The following is a 23,521-nucleotide window of genomic DNA, read 5'->3' as shown; positions in this document are numbered from 1 at the left end:
AGCTCCGGCGGAACTGTTGGGACAGAGATGACGAATGAAACCCCCCGCGAGGCGCGCCTGGCCGTGCTGATCGACGCCGACAACGCGCGCGCGCAGCACATCGATCAACTGCTCGTGGAAGTGGCGAAGTACGGCCGGGCCTCCGTCCGGCGCGCCTACGGCGACTGGACCTCAACCCAGCTGACGTCGTGGAAGACCGAGTTGCTGCAGCACTCCATCCAGCCCATCCAGCAGTTCAGCTACACCACGGGCAAGAACGCCACCGACAGCTCGCTCATCATCGATGCCATGGATCTCCTCCACGCGGGCAACCTCGACGGTTTCTGCCTGGTCTCCAGCGACAGCGACTTCACCCGGCTGGCAGCCCGAATCCGCGAGGACGGCCGCCTGGTCTACGGGTTCGGGGAGCGCAAGACGCCGAAGCCCTTCGTCGCCGCCTGCGACACCTTCATCTACGTCGAGAACCTGACGACGGTGGCGCCGTCCGTCAAGCCGGCGACGGTCACCGCCCACAAGCTGACCACCGACGCGTTCCTGGACAAGCTACTGGCGGAGGCCGTCGACGCCGCCGCCGGCGACGACAACTGGGCCAACCTCGGCGTGGTGGGCAGCAACCTATCGCGCCTCGCGTCGGACTTCGACTCACGCACGTGGGGCTTCGCCAAGCTGAAGGACCTGTTCGCCGCGCACCCCGGGTACGTGACCCAGTCAAAGCCGAACGAGGTTCTGGTCCAGCCCAAATAGGCAGGTGGCCCATACGGCCGACGGCGGCGTCAGGGAGTAGGGCCCCAGGGGTTGCCCGGTTCCTGGCCCTGGACGACTGGGCCGTTCGGGTAGAGCTCATCCCGCGGGTGCTGGTGAGGCGTCGGCTGCCCCGCCGAGGGGGTTCCCGCGGACCACTGGCCGTACTGCGTTCCGACAGCGCCACCCGCCGGGGCTGGTGGCTGAGTGGTCCAGGCTTCGGCCGGAGTGATGACCGGCTGAGGCGTCCGGGCACGGTTCCAGAGCAGCAACAACCCGATGACCACGCCCGCCGCCACCAACAGCCCGGCCCCGATCCATGGCAACAGCGCGAGCACAGGGTTCGGCTCCCTGCTGGTGGCCCTGAGGCCCTCGTCGGAGGCCAGGTCCATCGCGTTGGTCCAGGTCACAGTGGTGCCATCGACGGTGCTCGAGCCGTTGTGGGAAGTGACTTCGGCCGGGAATTCCACCGCGACCCTGAAGTCCGTGAACAAGGCCGCCGTCATCTGGGCGTCATCGGTTGAGCCGTCACCGAGCTCAGACATGGCCATCGTGAACGTGTACTGCCCGTCCTCGTGGACGATGCTGAGATCCGGGCCAGCGTCGGCCAACTCCGCCAGAGGCACCCCCTTCATCTCGTGGATGCAGCCGATGAAGCCGTCCTCGTTGTAGGGCGTGACGGTGCGTCCCGCCTCCACCACGGGGGCGCACTCCTCGCCGATCGAGTCCGCGTACTCGTCCTGCATGGCGATCAACATGGTCATGTCAACCGTGCTGCCGGAGATCTGGATGTCCGTGTCGAACTTGATGCATCCGCTCATCAACAGAAGTAGCGGAAGAAGTACCAGCGCAGGTGCGCGCCCCCCAGGTGATGTCATGGTTCCGACGTTAGACCCGGCCCCGGACCATTCGCCCAGGCCTTTCGGGTTATCCCCAGGATCAATCCGGAAGAGTCGTGGCGGCTGCCTCCCCGTCCCACCAGTGGAGCATCCGCGTCGCGTAGAAGGTCAGCCAGGGCGACGGTTGACCCTTCGGCACGTCGATCTCGAACCACACCTGCCCCTTGTAGCGCCCTCCCTGGAGCCAGCGTCCGTCGTCCTTGCGCGCCGCCCTGACCACCTCGACCGCTTCGGCGGCGCGTGGGTCCGGTGACACCCCGTCGTACACCGAGGCCTGGCGGAGATAGTCGAGCACGTTGAGGACGCTGTAGACCCAGCGCAGCGGGTACGCGAGGTAACCCACCCAGTCCCCCACCCGTTCGCCGGTGCTCAGCCGGTACATCAGCCGCCGCTCGAGCAGGTACTCATGCGCGCGCTGCCTGGCTGCCTTGAGCGCGTCGTGCCCACCCACGGCCCGCTCGTACCACAGCATGCCGCGCAACGAATTGAGCGTGGAATGGAACGACGACCGCCCCGACCCCTCCACCCACTCACAGTTCCATCCCCCGTCGTCCAACTGATGCTCGAGGAACCACTCGGCCAGACCGCTGACGTCCGCGCCCAGCCATGCGCCGTTGGCAAGGGTGAACGCGTTGATGCAACAGTCGACCTCACCGCCCCAGTAGGGAAGGTCGTCGTATTCCCACCGGCTGTTGGCGGCCAGCTTCTCGGCCGTCCCCGCCAGCGCGGAGGCATCCAGGCCCCACTCGCGCAGGGTGTTCAGCGTCCAGGTGGTGGCGGTGTAGGGCTGGCCCTCGTCGTCGTCGTCGTGGTTCACCGCCCGCGGATCGGCCCGCGTCGGGAAGTAGGCGCCACCGGCCCACTGGCCGTCGTCGTCCTGGAGCGCGAGGAGCCGCGCGGCCATCCCGGTGCCGGCCATCTGCGCGCGGGTTGCCTGCCAGACGTCCTCGGGCTCCCCGACGAGGTCGCGCTGCACCTGCCAGCGCAGAGCAGGGTCGGTGTCGAGCAGCCAGCCGATGAGTTCCGAGTCGTGCCTCATGGCACAGAGCCTAGGCGCCCCTCCCGGGCACGACACGCCGTCGAGTACAAACCTCGACGACGAGGACCGCCACGAGCGGGCACTCCTGCGGCGTGTCGTGCCCGGGGGGAGGCGACGCGAGAGTCGCCGAAAGACGGGCAAGCCGCTCCTCAGCCGGCCGTGGCACGGCACCGACCCCGCAGGATGGGCCCGGCTCCTCAGCACTCGGGCGTGCCGCAAGAATGGGGCCATGCAGATCTTCACCCAGACTGTCGGACACGACGCCCCCCTCACCTGCTACGTCCAGGAGCCCAGCGCCGAGCTCGCCACCGCCGCGACACGACCCGCCGTCCTCGTCCTCCCGGGCGGCGGCTACTTCATGACGTCGGATCGCGAGGCCGAGCCCGTGGCGCTGGCCTACCTCGCCGAGGGGTTCAACGCGTTCGTGCTCCGCTACGCCGTGGGCGCCGAGTCGCCGTTCGATATGTCGTTCGACGACGCTAAGGCCGCGCTGGGCTGGATCCGGGAGCACGCGGCCGAGTTGCACATCGACCCGGCGAAGGTTGCAGTCGTCGGGTTCTCCGCCGGCGGGCACCTCGCGGCGAGCCTCGCGACGGCGGCTGAGGAGAAGCCCGACGCGCTGGTGGCCGGCTACCCGGTGACGCTCGAGGAGTTCGGCCCGCCGGTGGGCAAGGAACTCCTCGACGTGCCCAGCCACGTCTCCTCGCAGACCCCGCCGACGTTCCTGTTCAGCACCAGCGACGACACCGTCGTACCCATTCGCAACTCCATCGCCTTCCTGGCCGCTCTGGCCGAGCACGGGGTACCGTTCGAGTCGCACATCTACCTGCTCGGGCCCCACGGGCTGAGCCTCGCGAAGCCGCTGACTGCCAGCGGACAAGGACCGATGGTGGAGCCGTCGGTCGCGGGATGGTTGCCTGACTCCGTGCGCTTCCTTCGCACCGTCTTCGGGGACTTCGCAGTGGAGGGCGAGGCCGAGTCCTTCCAGACGCTGCTAAACCGCCGTCGCGTCAGCCTGGGCATGCCTCTCGGACGTCTCGTGGCCGACGAGCGCGCAGCAGACGCGCTCCGCCGGCACGCCCCCGCCCTGGCCGCCGCCATGGAGACCGATCCGTTCGTCGGCTCGGCGTCGATCCGGCAGGCCCTCGGGTACCGCCCGGGTGTGGTCTCGAGCGAAGCCCTGGCGGAGTTGGAACGCGAACTCACCGAGCTCGGCTGACCGCGATGGACATCTCGCGGGTGATCCGGAACTGCGCCCCGCCATGCGTCGACTGCGGGGCATGGATCTCGAGAGCCCGCTCGTCTCGGTGGACTACCGCCTCGCCCCGCGACACCCCTTCCCCCCGGAGGGGGCTCCCCTCCCCCGGGGCGGCGCGACCCCGTGGCCGCGCACCCGCGCCCGAGAGAAGATGAGCTGCGATCCCCTCCGGTCCGACTCATGGCGGGCGGCGATGAACCGAGCAGTACGATGTGCCCCCATGGAGACCACCCAACCGACCAGCTCCGTCTACGTGCCGGCCAGCCAACGGGTCGACGACGTCGAGCGGTGCCGCGCCCTGCTGGCAGAGGTCGGTGCGGCGCTGTGGATCACGGGCGGCGATGGGTCCCCGTCGGCGACCCTGCTGCCCACCACCTGGGACGCCGACCGGCTCGTCGCCCACGCGTCGGCGCACAACGCCCAATTCGACCTACCTCTCGGCTCGCGCGTCCCCTGCCGGGTCGTGATCCAGGGCGCGCACGCCTATGTCAGCCCCCGCTGGTACCCGAGCATCCAGCCCGTTGAGCACGGCGGCGCGGCGCGCGGCCGTGCGGAGGGCAGGGCCGTCGGCACATGGGACTACGAGCAGGTGCAGATCGCCGGCTGGCTCACCACCCACCGCGACCCGGACCGCCTCCGCGACGAGGTCATGCGCCAGGCTGAGGCGCTCGACGCCGCCCGGCTGTCTGACACCCCCCACTCCCCCGACGCCCACCGCGGGCCCTGGTCCGACGACGAGGCGCCGGCCGACTACATGGCCGCGATGCTGCAGAGCATCATCGGGGTCGAGCTGGAGATCACCGAGGTGGTGGGGCGGTTCAAGCTGTCGCGCAACCGGACTGACGCAGACCGGGCGGGCGTCGTCGACGGCCTGCGGGAGCGGGGGCGTGACCGCGACCTGAGGGTAGCCGACGCCGTCGCGTCCGTGGACCCACTGCCGCCCGGCTAGGAGCCGGCTACCCGCCGACCTTGTTGCGTCGGGCAACAAGTCGGGGCGGGAAACCCACGGCCGGGCTCCGAAACCGCCTGCAGCGTGCCGCTGGCAAGCACCCCGGCATCGGCGCCGGCCCCCGTCGTCCGGGTCGGAAATGGGAGGTCCGGCCCCTCATTTGCAGCGGCCCCGAGGGATACATTCGGACCAGGCTTCGGACAGCGGGGAGAGCGCCATGGCATCGAACGATCATCCTGTCACCATCGGGAGACGGGCGTGGCAGCGCTCCCTCGCAGTTCTCGCTCTCGTCCTACCCCTGGCCATGGTGCCCGGCGCGGCGACGGCTCAACCGGCGGCGCCGTCGGCCAAAGCCACCTATACCGTGCAGTTCCGCGACGGCGTCGACGCGCGCGCCGAGGCCGCGACCGGCGCAGGGCGGGGTCTGGGCGTGAGCCGGGTCCTCACGAACGTGTACCCCGGCATGATCGCGACGATGAACGAGGCGCAGGCGGCGGCCCTGACCAGAAACCCGAACGTCGTCCTCGTGGAGAAGGATCAGGTGGTGACCGCCAGCGTCACCCAGACCGACGCCACCTGGGGCCTCGATCGCATCGACCAGCGGGACAGGCCGCTCTCGACGTCCTACACCTTCAACTCCACCGGCGACGGGGTCACGGCGTATGTCATCGACACCGGCGTTCTGGCCACCCACATCGACTTCGGTACTCGTGTCCAGGGCGGCTTCGACGCGGTCGACGGCGACGGCGACCCGACCGACTGCAACGGTCACGGCACCCACGTCGCCGGCACGGTCGGCGGCACCACCTACGGGGTCGCCAAGGACGTGGCGATCGTCCCGGTCCGCGTCCTGAACTGCTCCGGCTCGGGGACCACGAGCGGGGTCATCGCCGGGCTCGACTGGGTGGTGGGCAACCACGCGAACCAGAGGGCAGTCGCGAACATGAGCCTCGGCGGCGCCAAGTCCACCGCGATGGACGCCGCTGTGGGGCGCTTGATCTCCGACGGCGTGACCGTCGTGGTGGCGGCCGGCAACAGCAACAGGGACGCCTGCAATTTCTCGCCCGCCAGGGTGAAGGCCGCGATCACGGTGGCCGCCTCGACGATCACCGACGCCCGGGCCTCATACTCCAACTACGGCTCCTGTGTCGACCTGTTCGCCCCTGGGTCGGCCATCACCTCCGCGTGGATCGGCGCGTCGAACTCCGCCACGGCCACCATCTCGGGCACCTCCATGGCCACCCCGCACGTCGCGGGCGCGGTGGCGCGCCTGCTCCAACGGGAAGCCCTGGCACCGTCCGCAGCGGGCGCCGCCATCACCGACAGCGCGACGAGAGACGTGATCTCGCATGTCGGGCGGAACACCCCCAACAGGCTGCTCTACGCCGACCCGGCCTTCTGACAGTGCCGGTGAGGTGACGTAGAGCACCAGATTCAGGCCCCGATCGCAGCGTGGGATCTTGGACGGTCATTCGTCCGGGATCCCACACTGCGATCGGCTCGCTCCACAGCCTCGTCAGGGAGCGGGATTCCTGACGCTTCCCCGACAAGAGTGGAGCGTGCACGCACGTAAAGACCCGTCCCCAGACCTGCTCCGACTCGCCGCGGCCCAGGAAGGGGTCCTCTCAAGCTCTCAACTCAGCGCACTGAAGGCCCCGCCGGGGGCATCGAAGCGCTGGCGGACGGGGTGGGTGACGATGGCATCCGGGCTGTATTGCCTGACACCTCCCAGCTGGGCGAGCTGGTGCTGGGCAGGACTCGTCAGGGCTGGGGAGGGATCGGTCATCAGTGGGCTGGCCGCTGCCCACCTCGACGGGCTGGTCACCAAGGCTCCCGAGCAGATCACCGTGTGGCACACCAGGAGCTTCCCCATCGACTCACTCAACGACCCATCGGTGCGGGTGGTGTTCCGCCGGGGTCACAGGAAGGGCAGCGGGGACCCGACCCACACGGACCCGACCAACGCGATCCTGGATGCCGCGGCGGAGGCCGACGAGGATTCTCTCGTGGCGCTGGTCGCCAAGGCATTGGCGGAGGAGAAGGTCACCTCGGAGGAAGTACTCGAGGGGGTTGCCGCCCGGACTCGGTTGCGGAACAGGAGGCTCCTCAGGGTCCTGTGCGCCGAGGGATCCAAGGGAGTCGAATCGGTCCTGGAATGGCGATTCCTCACCGAGATCATCCGCGCCCACGACCTGCCCGAACCGGTCCGGCAGGAACGGGTCATCGTTGGCACCCGCTCCGACAACGTCTGGAACGAGTACGCACTCGTGGTGGAACTGGACGGCCGCCTCGGCCACGAGCAGGCATTCCGCGACATGCAGCGCGACAATCGCCTCGCCTTCGAGGGCTACATGACGCTGCGATACGGATGGCACGACGTCACCACGCGGCCCTGCGAGGCCGCGTCGCAACTCGCCCGGGCACTTCAGGGCAGGGGCTGGAGCGGCATCCGCCGACGGTGCCCGAGGTGTCGGCTGGCGGGTGTCTCGTGAGTGTGGGATCCCGGACGAAAGACCGTCCGGGATCCCACACTGAAACTCGACCCGTCAGCGTTCGCCCCGGAACGGCCGCGACAGCATCGCGAACCTCAGCACACGCCCGGCCACGGCTTGGATCTCCCCGCGACCAATCCCGTCGGGCTTAGCCAACGATCTCGACAACGAGCGATCCTTCCCGCGGCGCATACCGTCGACCGTGGACCCCGGCATCAGCACGTCCACTCCGGCCCGCACCCGGTACGCAGAGTCCCACAGGCCTGGAAAGTGGGGGTCGCGAGAGTGCTGCATCCACCAGTCCGTCATCACCATGCCCTCGTACCCCCATTGCCCCCGCAGGATGGTGGTGACCAGCTCATAGTGGTAATGCGCCCACACGCCGTTGATCTTGTTGTACGAGGTCATGATGGTCTGCGGCTGCGCCTCCTTCACCACCATCTCGAATCCCTTGAGGTAGATCTCCCGCAGGGCGCGCTCGGAGACGCGCGAGTCGTTGTGGCTGCGGTTGGTCTCCTGGTTGTTCGCAGCGAAGTGCTTGGGGCACGCCGCGACCCCCTGGGACTGCACGCCGCCCACCACAGCCACCGCCATCCGCCCCGTCACCAGTGGGTCTTCGGAGAAGTACTCGAAGTTGCGGCCACAGAGAGGGTCGCGGTGGATGTTCATCCCTGGGCTGAGGAGCACGTCGGACCCCTTCGCCAGCATCTCGCGCCCATGCTCGGCTGCGAGTTCCCTCACCAGCGCCGGGTCCCACGTGGACGCCAGTGTCGTGCCGGACGGCAGCAGCGACGCGTAGGCGCTCAACCGGATGCCCGACGGTCCGTCTGTGCAGGTCACCGCGGGCACCCCCTTCGCCCGCAGCGAGTCCAGAGTCCCGCCGAACACCCCCGCGTTGCCGGGCGCGCCGAGCGGGCTGTTCATCCGCCCATGTCCACGCGTCAGCGCTTCGAGTTCCTCGTCGCTGAGCTGCGCGACGAACTCCTCCATCGTCCTTCCCCCGGCCGCCACCTCGCCCAACGCGATGCCCCGATCCCCGGTCACGGGAACCTCCGCGGGCAGCCCGTCGAGGATGCGACGGCGCAGGTCGACGGTGCGTACCGGCACGTCCTCCCACCCAACCGTCGCCGCCCCGCCGGTGCGCTGCACGGCCATCCGGCGGAACGCGGCGGCCGGGTCGACGGCGCACGCCTCCTCCAGTTGCTCCACGACGCACAGTTCCGGCACCTCGACGACGCCAACAGGCTCCGCGCCGCGCACGTCTGCACCTATATATATGGTGTACGAACCCGGTTCCAGCACCCAGGCCGAGCGGTGGCCGGTGGCCCCGCCGTCGTCGAAGCTCGCCAGCGCGGTCACCGGGACGGACAATCCGAGGCGTTCGCCGGCGCCTGGAGCCAGCACTGCGGTCTTCGCGAACGCCACCAGTGCCCGGGCCGGCTTGCCCAGCGCGCCGTCGGGAGCCTCGACGTACAGCTGCACCACCTCCCGTCCTGCGTGGTTGCCGACGTTGCGGACCTCGACGGAGACCCGGACCACGTCGTCGGCCGTGAACTCGGCCGCACCTAGCTCGAACGTGGAGTACGACAGGCCGAACCCGAACGGGAACTGCACCGCCTCCCGGGCGAACGTCTCGAAGTAGCGGTAGCCGACGAAGACGTCCTCGGCGTAGACATTGTGGTCGCGGTGGCCGAAGTTGCCGGCGGAGGGATAGTCCTCGTAGCGGCGGGCGATGGTGTCGGTGAGACGCCCGGACGGCGACACCCGTCCCGTGAGCACGTCTGTCAGCGCGCGGCTACCCTCCATGCCGCCCTGCCAGGCGAGAATCAGGCCGGCGAGCCGGCTGCCGTAGTCGTCGGCCCAGGCCAGGTCCATCACGTTGCCGGTGTTGACGACCACGACCACCCGCTCGAAGCGGGCGACGACGGCGTCGAGCATGGCGCGCTCCGCGTCGGTGAGGTAGTATGAGCCCTTCTCCAGGACGCTTTCCCTGTCTTCGCCGGCCGCCCGCCCGACCACTACAAGGGCGACACCAGCCGTGTGCGCCGCACGCGACACGAGCCCCGGGTCCAGCGGCATCTCGTCGAAGTGTCGCGGCCAGTGGCCCCAGTACCCCTCGTCCGGCGGGTTGACCTCCGACCAGGACGCGTAGGTGGTGGCGAGCTCGCCGTTCACCGCGACGCCCGCCTCCCGCAGCGCCTCCATCAGTGAGATCCGGTACGGCGGCTTCACGTCGCCACCTGAGCCGTAGCCGACGGTGAACCAGTCGCACTGCACGCGGCCGAACACCGCGACCTCCACTTCCCCGGCCAGCGGCAGCACCGCGCCCTCGTTGCGCAGCAGCACCACGCCGTCGGCGGCCGCTCGGCGCGACAACTCGACGAGGCGGGGGGCGACCCCACGGTCCATGTTGACCAGGGCGGCCGACTGCTGTGACAGGCCGTTGAATACGCGCTGCATCGCGCGGTGATAGAGGCGCCAGAGTTGCTGTGGCATGCGGGGTCCTCGGAGGGCTCGGTGAGTGGTGGTCCGTGGATGGTAGACCGTCCGTAAATCACCACTCTGTGGAGACCCCATCCTAGGCGAAGCGCTTCGACGACGCCAGGGCCCCCGACACAGCCTCGTCATCCACCGGATGTCCTGATTTGACCCCGAGGGCCCATCCGCACACGTCCGCGCGACACTAGGAGGCATGAACGCCCTCGAAATCCTCCTCGACGCCACCTCCCGCCCTCTCGAAGCGATGGCGGACTTCCGCGGCTGCCTCACCCCGGAGACCCTCAACCAACATCCGGGGGGGCATCCCAACTCCATCGCATGGCTGCTCTGGCACAGCGGCCGAGAGATCGACGTGCAGCTGACCCACCTGTCCTGCCGCGAGGAGGTATGGACCAGCGACGGCTTCCGTGACCGGTTCGCCCTCGGCGCGGTGGGCGACGGCGTGGGCTACGGTCACTCGGACGACGAGGCCCGCGCCATCGTCGTCGACGATGGCGGCCTGCTGGTGGAGTACGTGACCGCCACGGTCGAGGCGCTCCAGGACTACATCCGCTCCCTCGACGAGGCCGCCCTCGACGATGTGGTGGACCGCCACTGGACTCCCCATGTGACCCGTGGCGTGCGGCTGGTGAGCATCATCGACGACGCCACGCAACACATCGCCCAGGCCGCCTACGTGTGCGGGATGCCGTTCCCGGGTCGCTGACCGGGCGCACCTGCACGCCGACTGAAGGGGCGTAGCCTATGTGCGCTGGATCAGCGAAAGGACCGGCGATGAAGGCCGTTGTGGTCTACGAATCCCTGTGGGGAAACACGGCGTCGGTGGCGCGCGCGGTCGCGGAGGGTCTGGGCGAAGGGGCCCAGGCGCTACCGGCCGCCGAGGTGGGGCCGGAGGTGGTGACCGACGCTGACCTGATCGTGGCCGGGGGGCCCGTCTTCGCGTTCCATCTCTCGTCCGAGCGGACGCGCGGCGACATCAGCACCAGCACGCCCGCCGCGGACCCCGCACCCGACCTGAGCGGGATGTCCATCCGAGCCTGGATGGACGCTTTGCCCACGGGGTCGGCGAGGTTCGCTGCGTTCGACACGGAAGTCCGTGGCCCCTTCGGCAAGGGCGCGCCTACCATCGCGAAGGAGCTTGCGGCGAAGGGCTACCGCAGCGTCGCCAAGCCCGAGGGATTCATCGTCCAGGGCAAGTACGGCCCGCTGAAGGACGGCGAGCTGGAGCGCGCCCGACGGTGGGGCCAGAGCCTGCGCGACGTCATCCCCGGCTGACCCCACCGTCGCGGTCCCCAGCTACGTGACCCTGCTCCGCCCCGCACCGGGCACGACACGCCGTCGAACTTCCCCTCCCAGCGCCCATGGCGGGTCGAGGCACGCGTTCGGCTGACATTCGTGCCGCTGGGCGCGAAGCCAGGCACCAGCCCTACATGGCAGCCGGCCCGTCGGCGCCTGCGCCAGTGCTCGAAGCCTGTCCCATAGGGCTGGCGAACCTCAGCGCTGCAGGCTCCCCCTGTGAACTCACGCTTCCGAGACCTCGAGACCGCTAAGCGACAGCTCCGGCGGTGACAGCGGCGGCGATCTCCCACTGGCGGATCAGGAACGACTCCTCGTCGAGACGCTTCCGCCGCAGCCACCCCGTCACCTCGCTGTTGCACTTGCTGGTGTTGCAGCTGCGGCAGGCGGGCACGACGTTGTCGAGGGTGTAGCGGCCGCCGCGGGAGATCGGCAGCACGCAGTCCTTCTGCAGCGGCACGTCGACGGCGCCGCAGTAGGCGCACCCTCCCCAGGCTGCACAGATCGCACCCCACTGCGCCGCGGTCAGGTCCTGGATCTGGCTGCCCAACCGCCGCTGCCGACGACGGGCGGACCGCTGCTTCCTCGTCCGCGCCGCTGTCATGCCAGCAGGCTATTGCCCAACCCTCGCGTTCGGCCGCAATCCCGCTCCAAAGGCGCGATGTGTCGGACCTGCCCGGTGTGAGGAGCGCAGTGACGACGAGCCTCGCGGCACCGTCGGGAACTGTGGGGCCGCGCAGCAGCACATGAACTTGAATGATCAAATAGCGCGGCTACCCTTGGGACGACAGCCCGCCAGCCCGAGGAGCACCATGTCCATCGTCATCACCGCCGCCACCGGTCAGCTCGGGAACCTCGTCGTACAGAGCCTGCTCGCCCGCGGGGTCCGGGCCGACGACATCGTCGCCACCGGGCGAGCCCTCGACCGTCTCGCGGCGCTCCGCTCCCAAGGCGTCCGCACCGCCGTCCTCGACTACAACAACCCCGCCGACGGCGTCATCAACGAAGGCGACACAGTGCTGCTGATCTCCGGCAGCGAGGTGGGCCAGCGGATCGCCCAGCACGGCAACGTCATCGCGGCGGCGAAGGCCGCGGGCGCGGCCCGGATCGTGTACACGAGCGTGGTCGGAGCGGACAGCACCAGCCTGCTCGTCGCGCCCGAGCACGTGGCCACCGAGCAGCTCCTGCGGGACAGCGGCCTCACCTATACGTTCCTGCGCAACGGCTGGTACCACGAGAACTACCAGCCCACGCTAGAGCAGGCCCGCCAGGCCGGAGTCGTCGTCAGCAGCGCGGGCAACGGACTGGTGTCTAGCGCTTCCCGCGCGGACTACGCCGAGGCCGCCGCCGCCGCGCTGATCGGCGACGGGCAGGACAACGCCGTCTACGAGCTCGGCGGAGATACCGCCTGGACCATGCGGGACCTCGTGAACACCTTCGCCGAGGTCCTCGGCCAGCCCGTCTCCCTCAAGGAGGTCAACATCGACGAGCACGCCAGCATCCTCCGCGAGGCCGGGCTCGACGACGGCACCATCGGGTTCATCACCACGCTGGACACGAACACCGCCGACGACACCCTCCTCGTCACCACCGGGGACCTGTCGCGCCTGATCGGACGGCCCACCACGCCCATCGACGACGCGGTCCGTTCCTGGGCGCGCGGTATCGCCTGAGGCTCATTCACTCGCCGTCGGCGAGGAGAGGACTCCAGGCCGCCTTCGCGGATGAATCAAGGTGCCGAGTGCACACCCCCTGTGCTCGCCTCTGAGCCGGGGGCAAGCTCCTCGCGCATTGGGTGGAGGTTCTGATGGCGACTACGCCACCAGAACCTCCACCCAAGCGAGACCCCGGTGCGGCACACCTACTGCAACATCTTTGGGGTACGTAATGACAGCGGGCGGCACGACCCTGCCCGCTGGCAGACTGCCCAGTCACACCCGCAGGACGATCAGCGCGAGCGCAACGCTCCAAGCGGGCAACAAGAAGCAACCACACCGCCCGGAGCGCCGGGCCGCCTAGGCTCGAGAAAGCTGCCACTCCAGAGAAGGATTCCCATGACCGATCGACTCAAAGCCCTCAGCGACGCCGGTGTCTCCATCTGGCTCGACGACCTCTCCCGCGACCGCCTCACCTCCGGCAACCTCGCCGAACTGATCGAGACCAAGTCGGTGGTCGGCGTGACGACCAACCCGACGATCTTCGCCTCGGCCCTCAGCGACGGCGACTCCTACGCCGAGCAGCTCCAGGGCCTCACCGACGTCGACGAGGCGATCGAGCTCGCCACCACCACCGACGTCCGCGACGCCGCGGACCTCCTCAAGCCCATCTACGACCGCACCGGTGGCTTCGACGGCCGCGTCTCGATCGAGGTCTCGCCGGAACTCGCGCACGACACCGACGCCACCGTCGCCGCGGCCCAGAAGCTCTACGACATCGTCGGCCGGGAGAACCTCCTGGTGAAGATCCCCGCCACCAAGGCCGGCATCCCGGCGATCGCAGAGGTCATCGGCCGCGGCATCTCGGTCAACGTCACCCTCATCTTCAACGAGGACCGGTACCGCGAGGTCATGGATGCCTACCTGACCGGCCTGGAGACCGCCGACGCCGCGGGCCGCGACCTCGCCACGATCCACTCCGTCGCCTCCTTCTTCATCTCGCGTGTGGACGCCGAGATCGACGCCCGCCTCACCAAGCTGGGCAAGGAGGACCTCAAGGGCAAGGCAGCCATCGCCAACGCGCAGGTCGCGCTGGGCGCGTTCGACGAGGTGTTCGGCTCGGAGCGCTTCGCCGCCCTCAAGGCCAAGGGCGCCAACCCGCAGCGCCCCCTCTGGGCGTCGACCGGTACGAAGGACCCCTCCTACCCCGACACCCTCTACGTCTCTGATCTGGTGGCAGGCAACATCGTCAACACCATGCCCGAGAAGACGCTCAACGCGTTCGCGGACCACGGCGACGTCGGCACCCCCATGGAGGGCACCGCGGACCAGGGTCGCGCGGTCCTGAAGGAGATCGCCGAGGCCGGCGTCGACCTCGACGACGCGTTCCAGGTCCTCGAGGACGAGGGCGTCGAGAAGTTCATCGTCAGCTGGAAGGAGCTCCAGGAGACGGTGAGGCGCGCCCTCGCCTGACGGACTCCAGGCTCGGGCACCCGGGGACGTTCGCGCTGTGATGCTGCGGTGTCGACAACATCGTGACCGGCGCCCAGGTCGGGACCTACAGCGGCATGATCGCGACGGCTGAACCCGGGCTCACGCTTCAGTGCCTTGGCTTGCCTGCTGCAAGGCGCAGGCCACCACCTCCGCGAGGTCCAAGCCGTAGGAAGGCCCACCGTGTGCGCGGTAGGCGGCCACTCGGGCAGAACCGCGCTCAAGGAGCCGGGCGCCGCCGGCGTTGTTGCCGCGGGCGACGTGGGTCAGGCCGACACAGATCTGGGCGAGTCCCTGCCACAGATCGCGCTCTTCGTCAGGGCCGGCCTTCCAGCGGGCCTCGAGGACCTCATGCGCGGCGAATGGCCGACCCTCCGCAACCAGGCTCCTGGCCAGCTCCACCGACTCCACCGGAGGCAAGGGCTCCTCCGACACCGGCTCAACGCCCGTGGCCCCATAAGGCAGGGGCCGGCCGAGCGCGTCGCGCGGGCGCGCCTGGCGGGGGCGACCCGCGGCGTCCCGGTCGCGGATCATCTCAGGATCCTTCCGGAACATCCCACTCCAAGCCCGACTCTCATGCTGCCCATGCTACGAGGACGTCACAGCGAGGCTGGGCACTTGTCGTGCCTCGCGTCCGAGGAGAGGGCTCCGCCGAGGGAGCTGGGTCACTGACCCGCGCCGTCCAGCTCGACGGCATCACCGACGTGGACGCGACCCGCCTTGGTCACCACGGCGTCCACCCCGAACATCACCCCGTTTCGTTCGCGACGATAGGCCGCCAGCGCCCGCAGCGCGTCGGTGCGCCGCAGCCCGGTGTCGGGGTCCAGGTCGATCACAGGACAGCGCGCGACGGCGCCGCGCACCTCGATCGCGGCCTCGCCGAGGCCCAGTCGTCGACCGATCCAGGCGTCCTCGAGATGCGGTGCATCGGTGTCGACGGTGAACGTCGCGCGCAGTTGCGCGTCGAGCACGCGGATACCGAGCCGGCGGGAGAGCTCGTCGAGCGAGCCGGTGGTGACCAGGCTGACACTGGCGCCATAGACGACCTCGCCCCTGGTTGAGCGGGCGAGCACCACGTCGCAGCCCAGGTGCGCGGACAACGCCGCCGCCCAGGGCCCCTCGACGATCCCGAGCTCCACGCGACGGCCCCAATAGTCCAGCGTGCGGGTCTCTTCAGAGAGTGCCGGGATGCCCTCAACCGTGGCGCCGGGCAGCGTCACGGTCAGCACGCCGGCATCCCACGTGGCCTGGGTCTGCATGAGGGTCGGGTTCTCGACGGTGCGGAGAACCCGCTCGCGCGCCAGATCGACCAGACAGAACGCCCGGTCGCCGACCGGCCCGTCCAGGGCCAGGTCGACATAGGGCCGGCCCAGGTGGCGAGCCCCCTTCAGCGACGTGAATCCAATCCGTGAGACGTGCACGCCACCACTGTCGCACGAGGCGGGTCACGCCTGACATGTTGGGTGGCGAGCAAGCAGCGCCCAGCAGTGGCGCCCGAGCCGCTGAGCCGAGTCCCGAGCGAGCGCCGAGGCTGACGGGGTTCGGATGGTCGCCGCGCTTCAAGTGGGCGCCCCCGGTCGACGGCGAGTGGTGGAGACGCGGGGCCGCGGCGTCGCCGCCTGGCATGAACTGCATGAGGATCTGTGTGACGTCGATCGGCACGGGGACGCCGGCCGTGTGGAGGGCGCGGGAGCAAACTCCGCGGAACCGTGACGCCAGTGGGGGTCACCCCGCATCTCCCTGAGCGGGGACACCGGCAATGGCGCCCGGTCTCCGCGCGGACCTCGCCCCTGAGGTACCTCGTACCAACTGGTCCACGTGCCGAATCCGGGCGCGCTCCACGCCGCCGCTGCCGCTGGTCGGAGGTCAGAACGTGGTGGCATCGACGACGTGCATGGTCGCTCCTTGCTCAACGGGACAGTGCGGGGCGGTGCCGCGGCGGTCCGACCAGTCAGCGAGGACTGGTCACACCCCGACGGTAACCCCGACGCCGATTGCGCGGCCCGGATGGATCAACTCACCGGGCGCGGCGTCTTGGTCCGCGTGGCGAGATTGCAGTTACATCAAGGAGGTGCTGACCCATTTCAAGGGTCGAATCGTCTCCTGGGACGTCGTGAACGAGGCCTTCGTCGACGGCCTCGACAGCTTCGATCCCGCCACCCAGAACTGGGAAGACTTCCTGCGCGGCAACCCCACCGACTACAGCTACTCCGGGTGGTACAACGCCTACACCACCGACATGGATGTGGAGGCGGGCGAGCGCCCCGGCGACTTCATCTATGACGCCTTCGTCTTCGCCCGCAAGTACGGCCCCGAGGCCAAGCTCGAGTACAACGACTTCAACGTCTTCCAGTCCGAGGGCAAGGCCAGGGCCATCCTGGCCATGGCGACGGAGCTCAACGGGCGCTACGCCGCCGAGTATCCCGACGACCCGCGTCAGCTGATCAAGGGCATCGGCCTGCAGTCGCACAACTACATCAACCAGACGCCGGCCTTCGCCTGCGCCGACCTGACCCGCCTGCCCGGGCTGGTCGACGCGGATGCCGCGGAATGGCAGCCGGGTGCCTGCTCCGACCACGCATCTGTGGAACGCTCACTGCAGCTGATCACCGAGGCCGGCTTCACCGCCAGCGTGAGCGAGCTGGATCTGCAGGTGTGGGAGGCGTGGAACGCCGAGCCGCAGGGCGAGCGGGGCACCTACTACGACCTGGACGACCCGGCGGCGGCGGAGCTCTTCCACAAGGAGGGCTTCACAGGCCATCGACGCGGCGGAGGCTCTCGACCTGCGCGGCACGGTGTACACGGGCAAGACCCTCGGTGCGCTCAAGGGCGCCCTCGGGCGGGCCACCGCGGTCGTCCAGGCCGAGCAGAGCCAGGCTGCGGTCAACGAGGCTAGTGAGGAGCTCGTCGAGGCAACGGCCGGGCTCGAACTGAAGTAGTCCCACGCCCTCAAGCGCCCGCGGTGATCGCCGCGGGCGCTTCTGGCCGGGTCGCGGAAGCGACGGCGCGGCTAGCCAGATGGCATGGGCGGACCGCCCTCCTCGTGCCAGCCGGTGAGCCCGCCGGACTGCGTCAGACCCTGTCGATAGACTCCGACCAGCCAGATCAGCAGAGCCAGGGCACCCGTCACCGGGCGGTGCCCGCCGACTCACCGGACGCAGACGTCGCGGATCAGCTCATGGACTGGCCGGCACCGGACCGCCGGGCGCACCGGAGACAAAGACGGGGGACACCATGGCAACGTTCGCGAAGAAGCTGGTCATTCCGACGCTGGCGGTAGTGGTCGTGGTGGCGGTGGCCGTCGCGGCCTTCGCCGCGGGACAGCTCACGCCCAAGCTGTTCGCGCTGGGCAGCGGGTCCACATCGACGGACACGCGCGTCATCCAGTCCATCACCCGCGAGGAGCAGGTGGTGCTCCTCAGCCTGGGCATCCAGGGCATCACCGAGAAGACCGAGAGGATGACCTTCCTCGGCGTGGACGTGCCGGGGAGCAGCAGGGCGTCGTTCGTGCAGTACTCCTTCAACGCCAAGCTGGGCATCGATGGGCGCGACGTGCGGATCGTCCCCACCGGGGAGAAGAAGTATCGGATCTCCATCCCCGAGTACATTTTCATCGGCCACAGCAACGAGGACTTCCGGCTGGTGGCGGAGAACAACGGCGCGCTGAGCTTCATCACGCCGGAGAACGACCCGGTGGAGATGATCAACAGCATCCTCAGCGAGGACACGCAGGCGGAGTACATCGCCAACAACGAGGAGATCCTGCGAGAGCAGGCGATCATGTTCTACTCCGGCATCATCACTGGCATCGACCCTGAGATCGACATCACTTACGACTTCCGCCAGTGACCCCACGCCCGTCGCAGTGACAGCAGCGATGACGGGTACCTGCGGGTGATGGTCGGCGACTCGTGCCGTCGGTCGGCCGGGGTGGGACGACGCTATCAAGGCCGGCGTGGAAGGAGGAGCCTAAGTCTCGTGAGCCGCACATGACCGAAGACGCCGGGCCGCGAGTCGGCACCCCTCTACGACCCTCATGGGACGCTGCTCAGGCTCGCCAAGAACACCGCCGCCTGACCTTACGTCGCAGGGCGCCGACGCAGCCTCCAAGAAGCCCCGTCCGCTGAGGGTCGTTGTGAGTGGGGGATCTTGGATGAAAGACCATCCAAGATCCCCCACTTACATCGGGCCTTGGCGGAGGCGGCCACGGAGTGGCCGTTCGACCTCTTCCCACGCGGCCCCAACCCGGCAATAATCGCAGCAACAAGGGGGTACGCCATGCGGCTTGCACGACCCACCGAGCCGGCGGTCCTGGCCGCGGCCAAGGGCCGGCTCACCGAGGAAACCCGGCGCTCCTGGCAGGAGAAGCGGTCCCGCGGGCCTGAGATCGATCCCGTCCTGCACGACCCCGAGATCCTGAATTCGTTGCTCGGCATGACGAACGGCGCCTGCGCCTACTGCGAGCGCCCCCTCGAGGCTCACGGTCCCGACGCCGCAGTCGTCACCCACTACCGCCCCACCTGGGGCGCGGTCGGCAGCGCCGGCGACGTCGACCTCCAGGCCTACTGGTGGCTCACCTACGAGTGGGACAACCTCTACCCGGCCTGCGCGGACTGCGTCCGCTCCCGCGGCACGCGCTTCCCCGTCTCAGGCGAGCGCGCCACTCCGACAGGCGGCCTCGACGAAGAGCAGCCCCTTCTCCTCGACCCCCTCACCGACGACCCCGACGAGCACCTCCGTTACCAACCCGACGGCACCATCACCGCCCTCACCGAACGCGGCCGGATCACCACCGACATCCTCGCCCTCAACCGCGACTTCCTGATCAAGGCACGCCTGACCGCCCTGGCCGGCGCCCCGCACGACCCCTCGTTCCCCACGCTGCGAAGACAGCTTGCAGCAGAGCGGCCTTCCGAGTCGGCGCCACCCGCTCCCCCGCAGCCGCCGCGACCCTCCGGCCCAGACCTCCCGCCCATGTCCGGCGCCGAGCCGGGCGCGCCCGCCTACGACCTCACCAGCAACATGGCCGGCGCCCAGCGCGGCAACTACTACCAGGCCACCCAGTGGGTCGAGCGCGTTGTCATCCACAACTTCCGCCCCATCCGCGACCTCGAGATCGACCTGGCAAGATCCACCAGCGAGCGCGGGCCCTGGACGGTCCTCCTCGGCGAAAACGGCTGCGGCAAGAGCTCCGTCCTGCACGCCATCGCACTCACCATGATGGGAGGCGAGCAGCGCCGGGCACTCGGCATCGACGCCCGGAAGTTCCTCCGCGACGGCGCCCGCAAGGGGCTGGTCGAGGTCTACCTCTCCGGGCGGCCGGATCCCCTGCGCCTCGAATGGGCCAAGGGCGAGCACGAGTTCACCGGCCCCGAACCGGTGGCCGCGCTGATGCTCGGCTACGGCGCCACCCGCCTGCTGCCGCGCACGCCGTCGCCGCACGACGACAACCGGGTGGTGCGCGTCGACAACCTCTTCGACCCCGTCGCCCCCCTCACCGACCCCACCTCGTGGCTGCTCTCCCTCGACGACGACACCTTCGACGACGTGGCCAACGGCATCCACGAGATGCTCGCCCTGGACCAGGACGCCGAGCTGCTCCGCGATGACGACCAGGTGCTGCTCAAACAGGGCCGCACCCGCTCCGACATCGTCACTCTGAGCGACGGCTACCAGTCGATGGTGGTGATGGCCTGCGACATCCTTCGCTCCACCATGCGGCTCTGGACGCAGTCGGCGTTGGCCGAGGGGATCGTGCTGATCGACGAGATCGGCGCCCACCTCCACCCTCGGTGGCGGCTAAGGATCGTCACCGCCATGCGCAACCTGATGCCACGCATCCAATTCATCGTCACCACCCACGACCCGCTCTGCCTGCGCGGCATCGTCGACGGCGAGGTGGTGGTGATGCGCCGCAACAGCGAGGGCGACGTCATCTCGCTGTCGGACCTGCCGCCCGTCACCGGCATGCGGATCGACCAGCTGCTCACCTCCGAGCACTTCGGCCTGGGCAGCACCGACGACCCCGAGGTGGCCGAGCTGTGGGAGAGCTACTACCGCCTGATGGCCCTCAAGCACCCCACCGGCGACCAGACGGGGCGCCTGGAGCGGGTCCGCGCCCGCCTCGACGAGCTGGAGCAGTTCGGCACCACCGAGCGCGAGCGGCTGCTGCTCACCTCTGCGGCGGACTACATCGCCCAGCGCCGCGAGACCGGCGACACCGTCGCCCCCAGCAGCAAGGAGATGACCGCAAAGCTCTCCGAGCTATGGGGCAGATACCTACCCGGGAGCTCGTGATGCGACGGGTGCCGCGGCCCAAGGAGCCGCCCAGCCTGGCCGAGGCGAAGACGCTGACAGAACGCCGGGCCGCCCTCGACTTCTACGCCGCCTGGGACGGCGCGGCCAAGTACGACGGCTACAAGGCCTACAAGAATCCCGACATCCGTGCCGCGCTGGAGCAGGCGTTCGGCGGCAAGTGCGCCTACTGCGAGACCTTCTACGCCGCGACCCAGCCCGTCGCCATCGAGCACTACCGGCCCAAGGGCGAGGTGACCATCGACGGCAAGCGCGTCCCGCCCGGCTACTACTGGCTCGCCAGCGAGTGGACCAACCTGCTGCCGTCGTGCACCGACTGCAACAGCCCCCGTAAACAGGACCTGCCCGACGAGTCCCGCACGGCAGGGAAGGCCAATGCGTTCCCGCTCGCCTCGGAGACCACCCGCGCCACGGCGCCCGGGCTGGAGAAGAGCGAGAAACGGTTGCTCCTGCACCCCTACCTCGACCATCCGGAGAAGCACCTCGAGTTCGTCTGGGGCACGGGCACCATCGACGACGGCTGGGTCCGGCCCCGGCGGGGCAGCGCCAAAGGGGCCGCGACCATCGCGGTGTGCGCGCTCCAGCGTCGAGGGCTCCGCGCCGCCCGCCGCGACCGGCTGCTGGACCTCATCGCCCACCTGGAGTCCGTTGTGGAGGCGCAGAACAACGCGGTGCGCCACCCGGATGACGCGGACCTGCTCGCCCAGCTGGAGCGGCGGCTGGCCGAGGTCAGCCGCTTCGTCGCCGACCACGCCCCCTACAGCGCCATGTGCCGCCAAGTGGTGGCGAGCTACCACGAGAAACTCTTCGGACCCCAGGAGTGACCATGCCCACATCCCCGATCAACCCCTACGCCTCCCCGTCGCTGACCTGCGACATCGTCATGAAGGGCGGCATCACCAGTGGTGTCGTCTATCCCCGGGCGGTCGCCGAGCTGGCGAAGACCTACCGGCTGAGCCAGGTCGGCGGGGCGTCCGCGGGCGCGATCGCTGCGGCGGCAGCGGCCGCGGCCGAGCTCGGGCGACACTCCGGCGGGTTCGAGGAGCTTGACGCGATGCCCCAGGAGTTGGCCGCCATCGGGCCCGGCGGGAAGTCGACGCTGGCGTCGTTCTTCCAGCCGACGAAGACCGCCGCCCCGCTGTTCCGGCTGCTGTTCGCGGTGGCGGAGGCCGAAGGGGGGAAGGCCGGCGCACTGGTGGGCGGGCTGCTGAAGAGCTTCTGGAAGGAGGCCCTCGTCGGCTCCCTGCTTGGCCTGGTGATCGTGGTGCTGAGCGCGCTGGGCGACGGTGTCGCGGCAGTCGCGGGCATCGTCGGCGGGCTGGTGTTGCTGCTCCTCGGGGTGGCGGCGGGGGCCCTGTTCGGCGCGCTGCGGACGTTCGGTCGCGTCGCGGAGGACGGCTTCGGCATGTGCACGGGGATGGAGGGCGACGGCGCGGCGGGCGCGACGCCGCTCACGCCCTGGCTGTACGAGAAGATCCAGTCGCTGGCGGGCCGCAAGGACGGGGAGCCGTTGACGTTCGGCGACCTCCGTCGCGCCGGGGTCACGCTGCGCATGATGACCACGAACCTCACCCGCCACCAGCCGATGGCGATGCCGTGGACCACCGAGGAGTTCTACTTCGACCCCGACGAGATGCGCCGGCTGTTCCCCGAGGACGTGGTGACGTGGATGGAGACCCACCCGCCGTCGACCAACCCGGGGTTCGACACCCAACTCCGGCGTGCCCAGGCGGGCAGGCTCCGCCCTTGGCCGTCGGCCGACGACCTGCCGGTGATCGTCGCCACCCGAATGTCGCTGAGCTTCCCCGCCCTGATCTCGGCGGTGAAGCTCTGGTCCATCGACTTCAGCCAGCCGTCGAACTGGCAGGCGGGCGACGCCGTCACCGCGTGGCGGAAGGCGAACCCGGGCGGCACCGTCGAGCAGGCTCTGGCGGCCGTCCCCTCGCCGACGTTCTCACCCCTCTGGTTCACCGACGGCGGCCTCTGCGCCAACCTGCCGGTGCACTTCTTCGACTCCCCGCTGCCGAAGCACCCGACGTTCGCGTTCAACCTCGGGCCGTTCCCGGCGGGGCGGGAGAAGTCGAAGGACGAGGCGGAGAACAGCTACCTGCCCACCGGCAACGCTGGGGGGCTGCAGCGGCCGTGGTTCCCGCTGCCGACGTCGGGGATCGGCGCATGGGGGTCGTTCGGGCTGCTCATGGTGCACACGGCCCGCGAGTGGGTGGACGCGGCGCAGATGGTGATGCCCGGATACCGCGACCGGATCGTCACCGTGCACCAGGACCACTCCGAGGGGGGAATGAACCTGTCGATGCCCGAGCACGTGGTGACCGGCCTCGCGGAGCGGGGGAAGTGGGGCGCGGTGAAGCTCGTGGACGCGTTCGCCGGCGATCAACCGGGTGTCGTGCCCGCGCGCGGCTGGGACAACCACCGCTGGATCCGGTTCCGCACCGCGGCGTCGGGGCTGGCGGGATGGCTGGGGGCGTGGGAGCGCAGCTACCGCGACCTGACCTCGGGCGGGACCCCGTACCCGGACCTCGCCGGTCCGGCCGCCGACGCACCGCTGCCGTCGTACCAGCTCGGCAAGGCCGAGCGGGAGGCCCTCAACGAGCGCACCGGCGAACTGCTGACCCTCGCCACGGACTGGAGCGACGACGAGCGGGTCCCCGCAGCCCCCAGGCCCGCACCTCGCCTGCGCCTGGTGCCGGACGACGGCACCGCTGCCGGTCTCGATGCCACCGTCGACAGGCCGGCGCCCCCCGTCGTCTGAGGGTCGCCGACGCCTGGCCGAGGTGCTGGAACCATTCCCCCGCCTCCACACCACCGGCCCGCGTGAGCTCCACGGGCGCGCGAGAATGGACCTCCACGCCCGTGCAGCACCCACCTG

Annotated in this window: 20 protein-coding genes; 14 read left to right on the top strand and 6 right to left on the bottom strand. The window is 69.6% G+C overall.

What is annotated here, in order from left to right; genetic code table 11:
• Positions 1-27: 27 nt before the first annotated feature.
• Positions 28-744, top strand: coding sequence for an NYN domain-containing protein (locus tag ACX1D0_RS13410; protein ID WP_459018499.1), 717 nt, complete (start codon positions 28-30; stop codon positions 742-744).
• A 29-nt stretch (positions 745-773) separates the two neighbouring features.
• Here the strand turns inward: ACX1D0_RS13410 and ACX1D0_RS13405 are convergent, their stop codons facing one another.
• Together ACX1D0_RS13405 and ACX1D0_RS13400 are read right to left on the bottom strand one after the other, a co-directional pair.
• Positions 774-1,562, bottom strand: a complete 789-nt coding sequence (locus ACX1D0_RS13405) for an LppM family (lipo)protein (RefSeq protein ID WP_459018498.1) — start codon at positions 1,560-1,562, stop codon at positions 774-776.
• 118 nt (positions 1,563-1,680) lie between these two features.
• The gene (locus tag ACX1D0_RS13400; protein ID WP_459018497.1) at positions 1,681-2,679 is read right to left on the bottom strand and encodes a squalene cyclase; all 999 of its coding nucleotides are present in this window, start codon (positions 2,677-2,679) and stop codon (positions 1,681-1,683) included.
• Positions 2,680-2,908: 229 nt separating this feature from the next.
• Between ACX1D0_RS13400 and ACX1D0_RS13395 the strand changes: the two genes are divergently transcribed.
• The 4 genes from ACX1D0_RS13395 (at position 2,909) to ACX1D0_RS13380 (ending at position 7,378) form a co-directional block, all read left to right on the top strand.
• Complete coding sequence (locus ACX1D0_RS13395) at positions 2,909-3,898, top strand: alpha/beta hydrolase (RefSeq protein ID WP_459018496.1); 990 nt, start codon at positions 2,909-2,911, stop codon at positions 3,896-3,898.
• Positions 3,899-4,157: 259 nt separating this feature from the next.
• Positions 4,158-4,886, top strand: a complete 729-nt coding sequence (locus tag ACX1D0_RS13390; protein ID WP_459018495.1) for an FMN-binding negative transcriptional regulator — start codon at positions 4,158-4,160, stop codon at positions 4,884-4,886.
• Positions 4,887-5,103: 217 nt separating this feature from the next.
• Positions 5,104-6,288: a S8 family peptidase gene (locus ACX1D0_RS13385; RefSeq protein ID WP_459018494.1), complete on the top strand. Its 1,185-nt coding sequence runs from the start codon at positions 5,104-5,106 to the stop codon at positions 6,286-6,288.
• A 295-nt stretch (positions 6,289-6,583) separates the two neighbouring features.
• Entirely contained in the window at positions 6,584-7,378 is a 795-nt protein-coding gene (locus ACX1D0_RS13380; RefSeq protein WP_459018493.1) for a DUF559 domain-containing protein, read from the top strand.
• Between the two features lie 54 nt (positions 7,379-7,432).
• On the opposite strand, the gene ACX1D0_RS13375 is transcribed toward ACX1D0_RS13380, so the two are convergent.
• Positions 7,433-9,874 carry a glycoside hydrolase family 3 protein gene (locus tag ACX1D0_RS13375; RefSeq protein WP_459018492.1) on the bottom strand — a complete coding sequence of 814 codons (2,442 nt, stop codon included), beginning with the start codon at positions 9,872-9,874 and terminating at the stop codon, positions 7,433-7,435.
• Between the two features lie 196 nt (positions 9,875-10,070).
• Here ACX1D0_RS13375 and ACX1D0_RS13370 point away from each other — a divergent pair, with 196 nt between their 5' ends.
• Both ACX1D0_RS13370 and ACX1D0_RS13365 read left to right on the top strand, forming a co-directional pair.
• Complete coding sequence (locus ACX1D0_RS13370; RefSeq protein WP_459018491.1) at positions 10,071-10,583, top strand: mycothiol transferase; 513 nt, start codon at positions 10,071-10,073, stop codon at positions 10,581-10,583.
• 68 nt (positions 10,584-10,651) lie between these two features.
• Entirely contained in the window at positions 10,652-11,152 is a 501-nt protein-coding gene (locus ACX1D0_RS13365; RefSeq protein ID WP_459018490.1) for a flavodoxin family protein, read from the top strand.
• A gap of 271 nt (positions 11,153-11,423) precedes the next feature.
• On the opposite strand, the gene ACX1D0_RS13360 is transcribed toward ACX1D0_RS13365, so the two are convergent.
• A complete protein-coding gene (locus tag ACX1D0_RS13360) occupies positions 11,424-11,777 on the bottom strand; it encodes an HNH endonuclease (protein WP_459018489.1) in 354 nt (117 codons plus the stop codon).
• A 208-nt stretch (positions 11,778-11,985) separates the two neighbouring features.
• Here ACX1D0_RS13360 and ACX1D0_RS13355 point away from each other — a divergent pair, with 208 nt between their 5' ends.
• Positions 11,986-12,846: an NAD(P)H-binding protein gene (locus ACX1D0_RS13355; RefSeq protein ID WP_459018488.1), complete on the top strand. Its 861-nt coding sequence runs from the start codon at positions 11,986-11,988 to the stop codon at positions 12,844-12,846.
• 381 nt (positions 12,847-13,227) lie between these two features.
• The gene (gene tal / locus ACX1D0_RS13350; protein ID WP_459018487.1) at positions 13,228-14,301 is read left to right on the top strand and encodes a transaldolase; all 1,074 of its coding nucleotides are present in this window, start codon (positions 13,228-13,230) and stop codon (positions 14,299-14,301) included.
• Between the two features lie 120 nt (positions 14,302-14,421).
• Here tal and ACX1D0_RS13345 read toward each other — a convergent pair whose 3' ends face one another.
• Complete coding sequence (locus ACX1D0_RS13345; RefSeq protein ID WP_459018486.1) at positions 14,422-14,874, bottom strand: DUF309 domain-containing protein; 453 nt, start codon at positions 14,872-14,874, stop codon at positions 14,422-14,424.
• Between the two features lie 110 nt (positions 14,875-14,984).
• Entirely contained in the window at positions 14,985-15,740 is a 756-nt protein-coding gene (locus ACX1D0_RS13340) for an MOSC domain-containing protein (RefSeq protein WP_459018485.1), read from the bottom strand.
• A gap of 338 nt (positions 15,741-16,078) precedes the next feature.
• On the opposite strand from ACX1D0_RS13340, the gene ACX1D0_RS13335 reads away from it, so the two are divergent.
• The 5 genes from ACX1D0_RS13335 to ACX1D0_RS13315 all read left to right on the top strand — a co-directional run bounded on the left by ACX1D0_RS13335 (position 16,079) and on the right by ACX1D0_RS13315 (position 23,404).
• Positions 16,079-17,215: an endo-1,4-beta-xylanase gene (locus tag ACX1D0_RS13335; protein WP_459018484.1), complete on the top strand. Its 1,137-nt coding sequence runs from the start codon at positions 16,079-16,081 to the stop codon at positions 17,213-17,215.
• Positions 17,216-17,553: 338 nt separating this feature from the next.
• Complete coding sequence (locus ACX1D0_RS13330) at positions 17,554-18,168, top strand: hypothetical protein (RefSeq protein ID WP_459018483.1); 615 nt, start codon at positions 17,554-17,556, stop codon at positions 18,166-18,168.
• Between the two features lie 429 nt (positions 18,169-18,597).
• Positions 18,598-20,616, top strand: a complete 2,019-nt coding sequence (locus ACX1D0_RS13325; RefSeq protein WP_459018482.1) for an AAA family ATPase — start codon at positions 18,598-18,600, stop codon at positions 20,614-20,616.
• The gene (locus tag ACX1D0_RS13320) at positions 20,616-21,458 is read left to right on the top strand and encodes an HNH endonuclease family protein (protein WP_459018481.1); all 843 of its coding nucleotides are present in this window, start codon (positions 20,616-20,618) and stop codon (positions 21,456-21,458) included. The genes ACX1D0_RS13325 and ACX1D0_RS13320 overlap by 1 nt, the downstream gene beginning before the upstream one ends.
• 2 nt (positions 21,459-21,460) lie before the next feature.
• On the top strand, positions 21,461-23,404 hold the full coding sequence (locus tag ACX1D0_RS13315) for a hypothetical protein (protein ID WP_459018480.1): 1,944 nt from the start codon (positions 21,461-21,463) through the stop codon (positions 23,402-23,404).
• The last annotated feature ends 117 nt before the right edge of the window (positions 23,405-23,521 follow it).

The organism is Tessaracoccus pujii (genome assembly GCF_054483895.1).
This window is presented reverse-complemented; position numbering and strand designations above follow the sequence as displayed.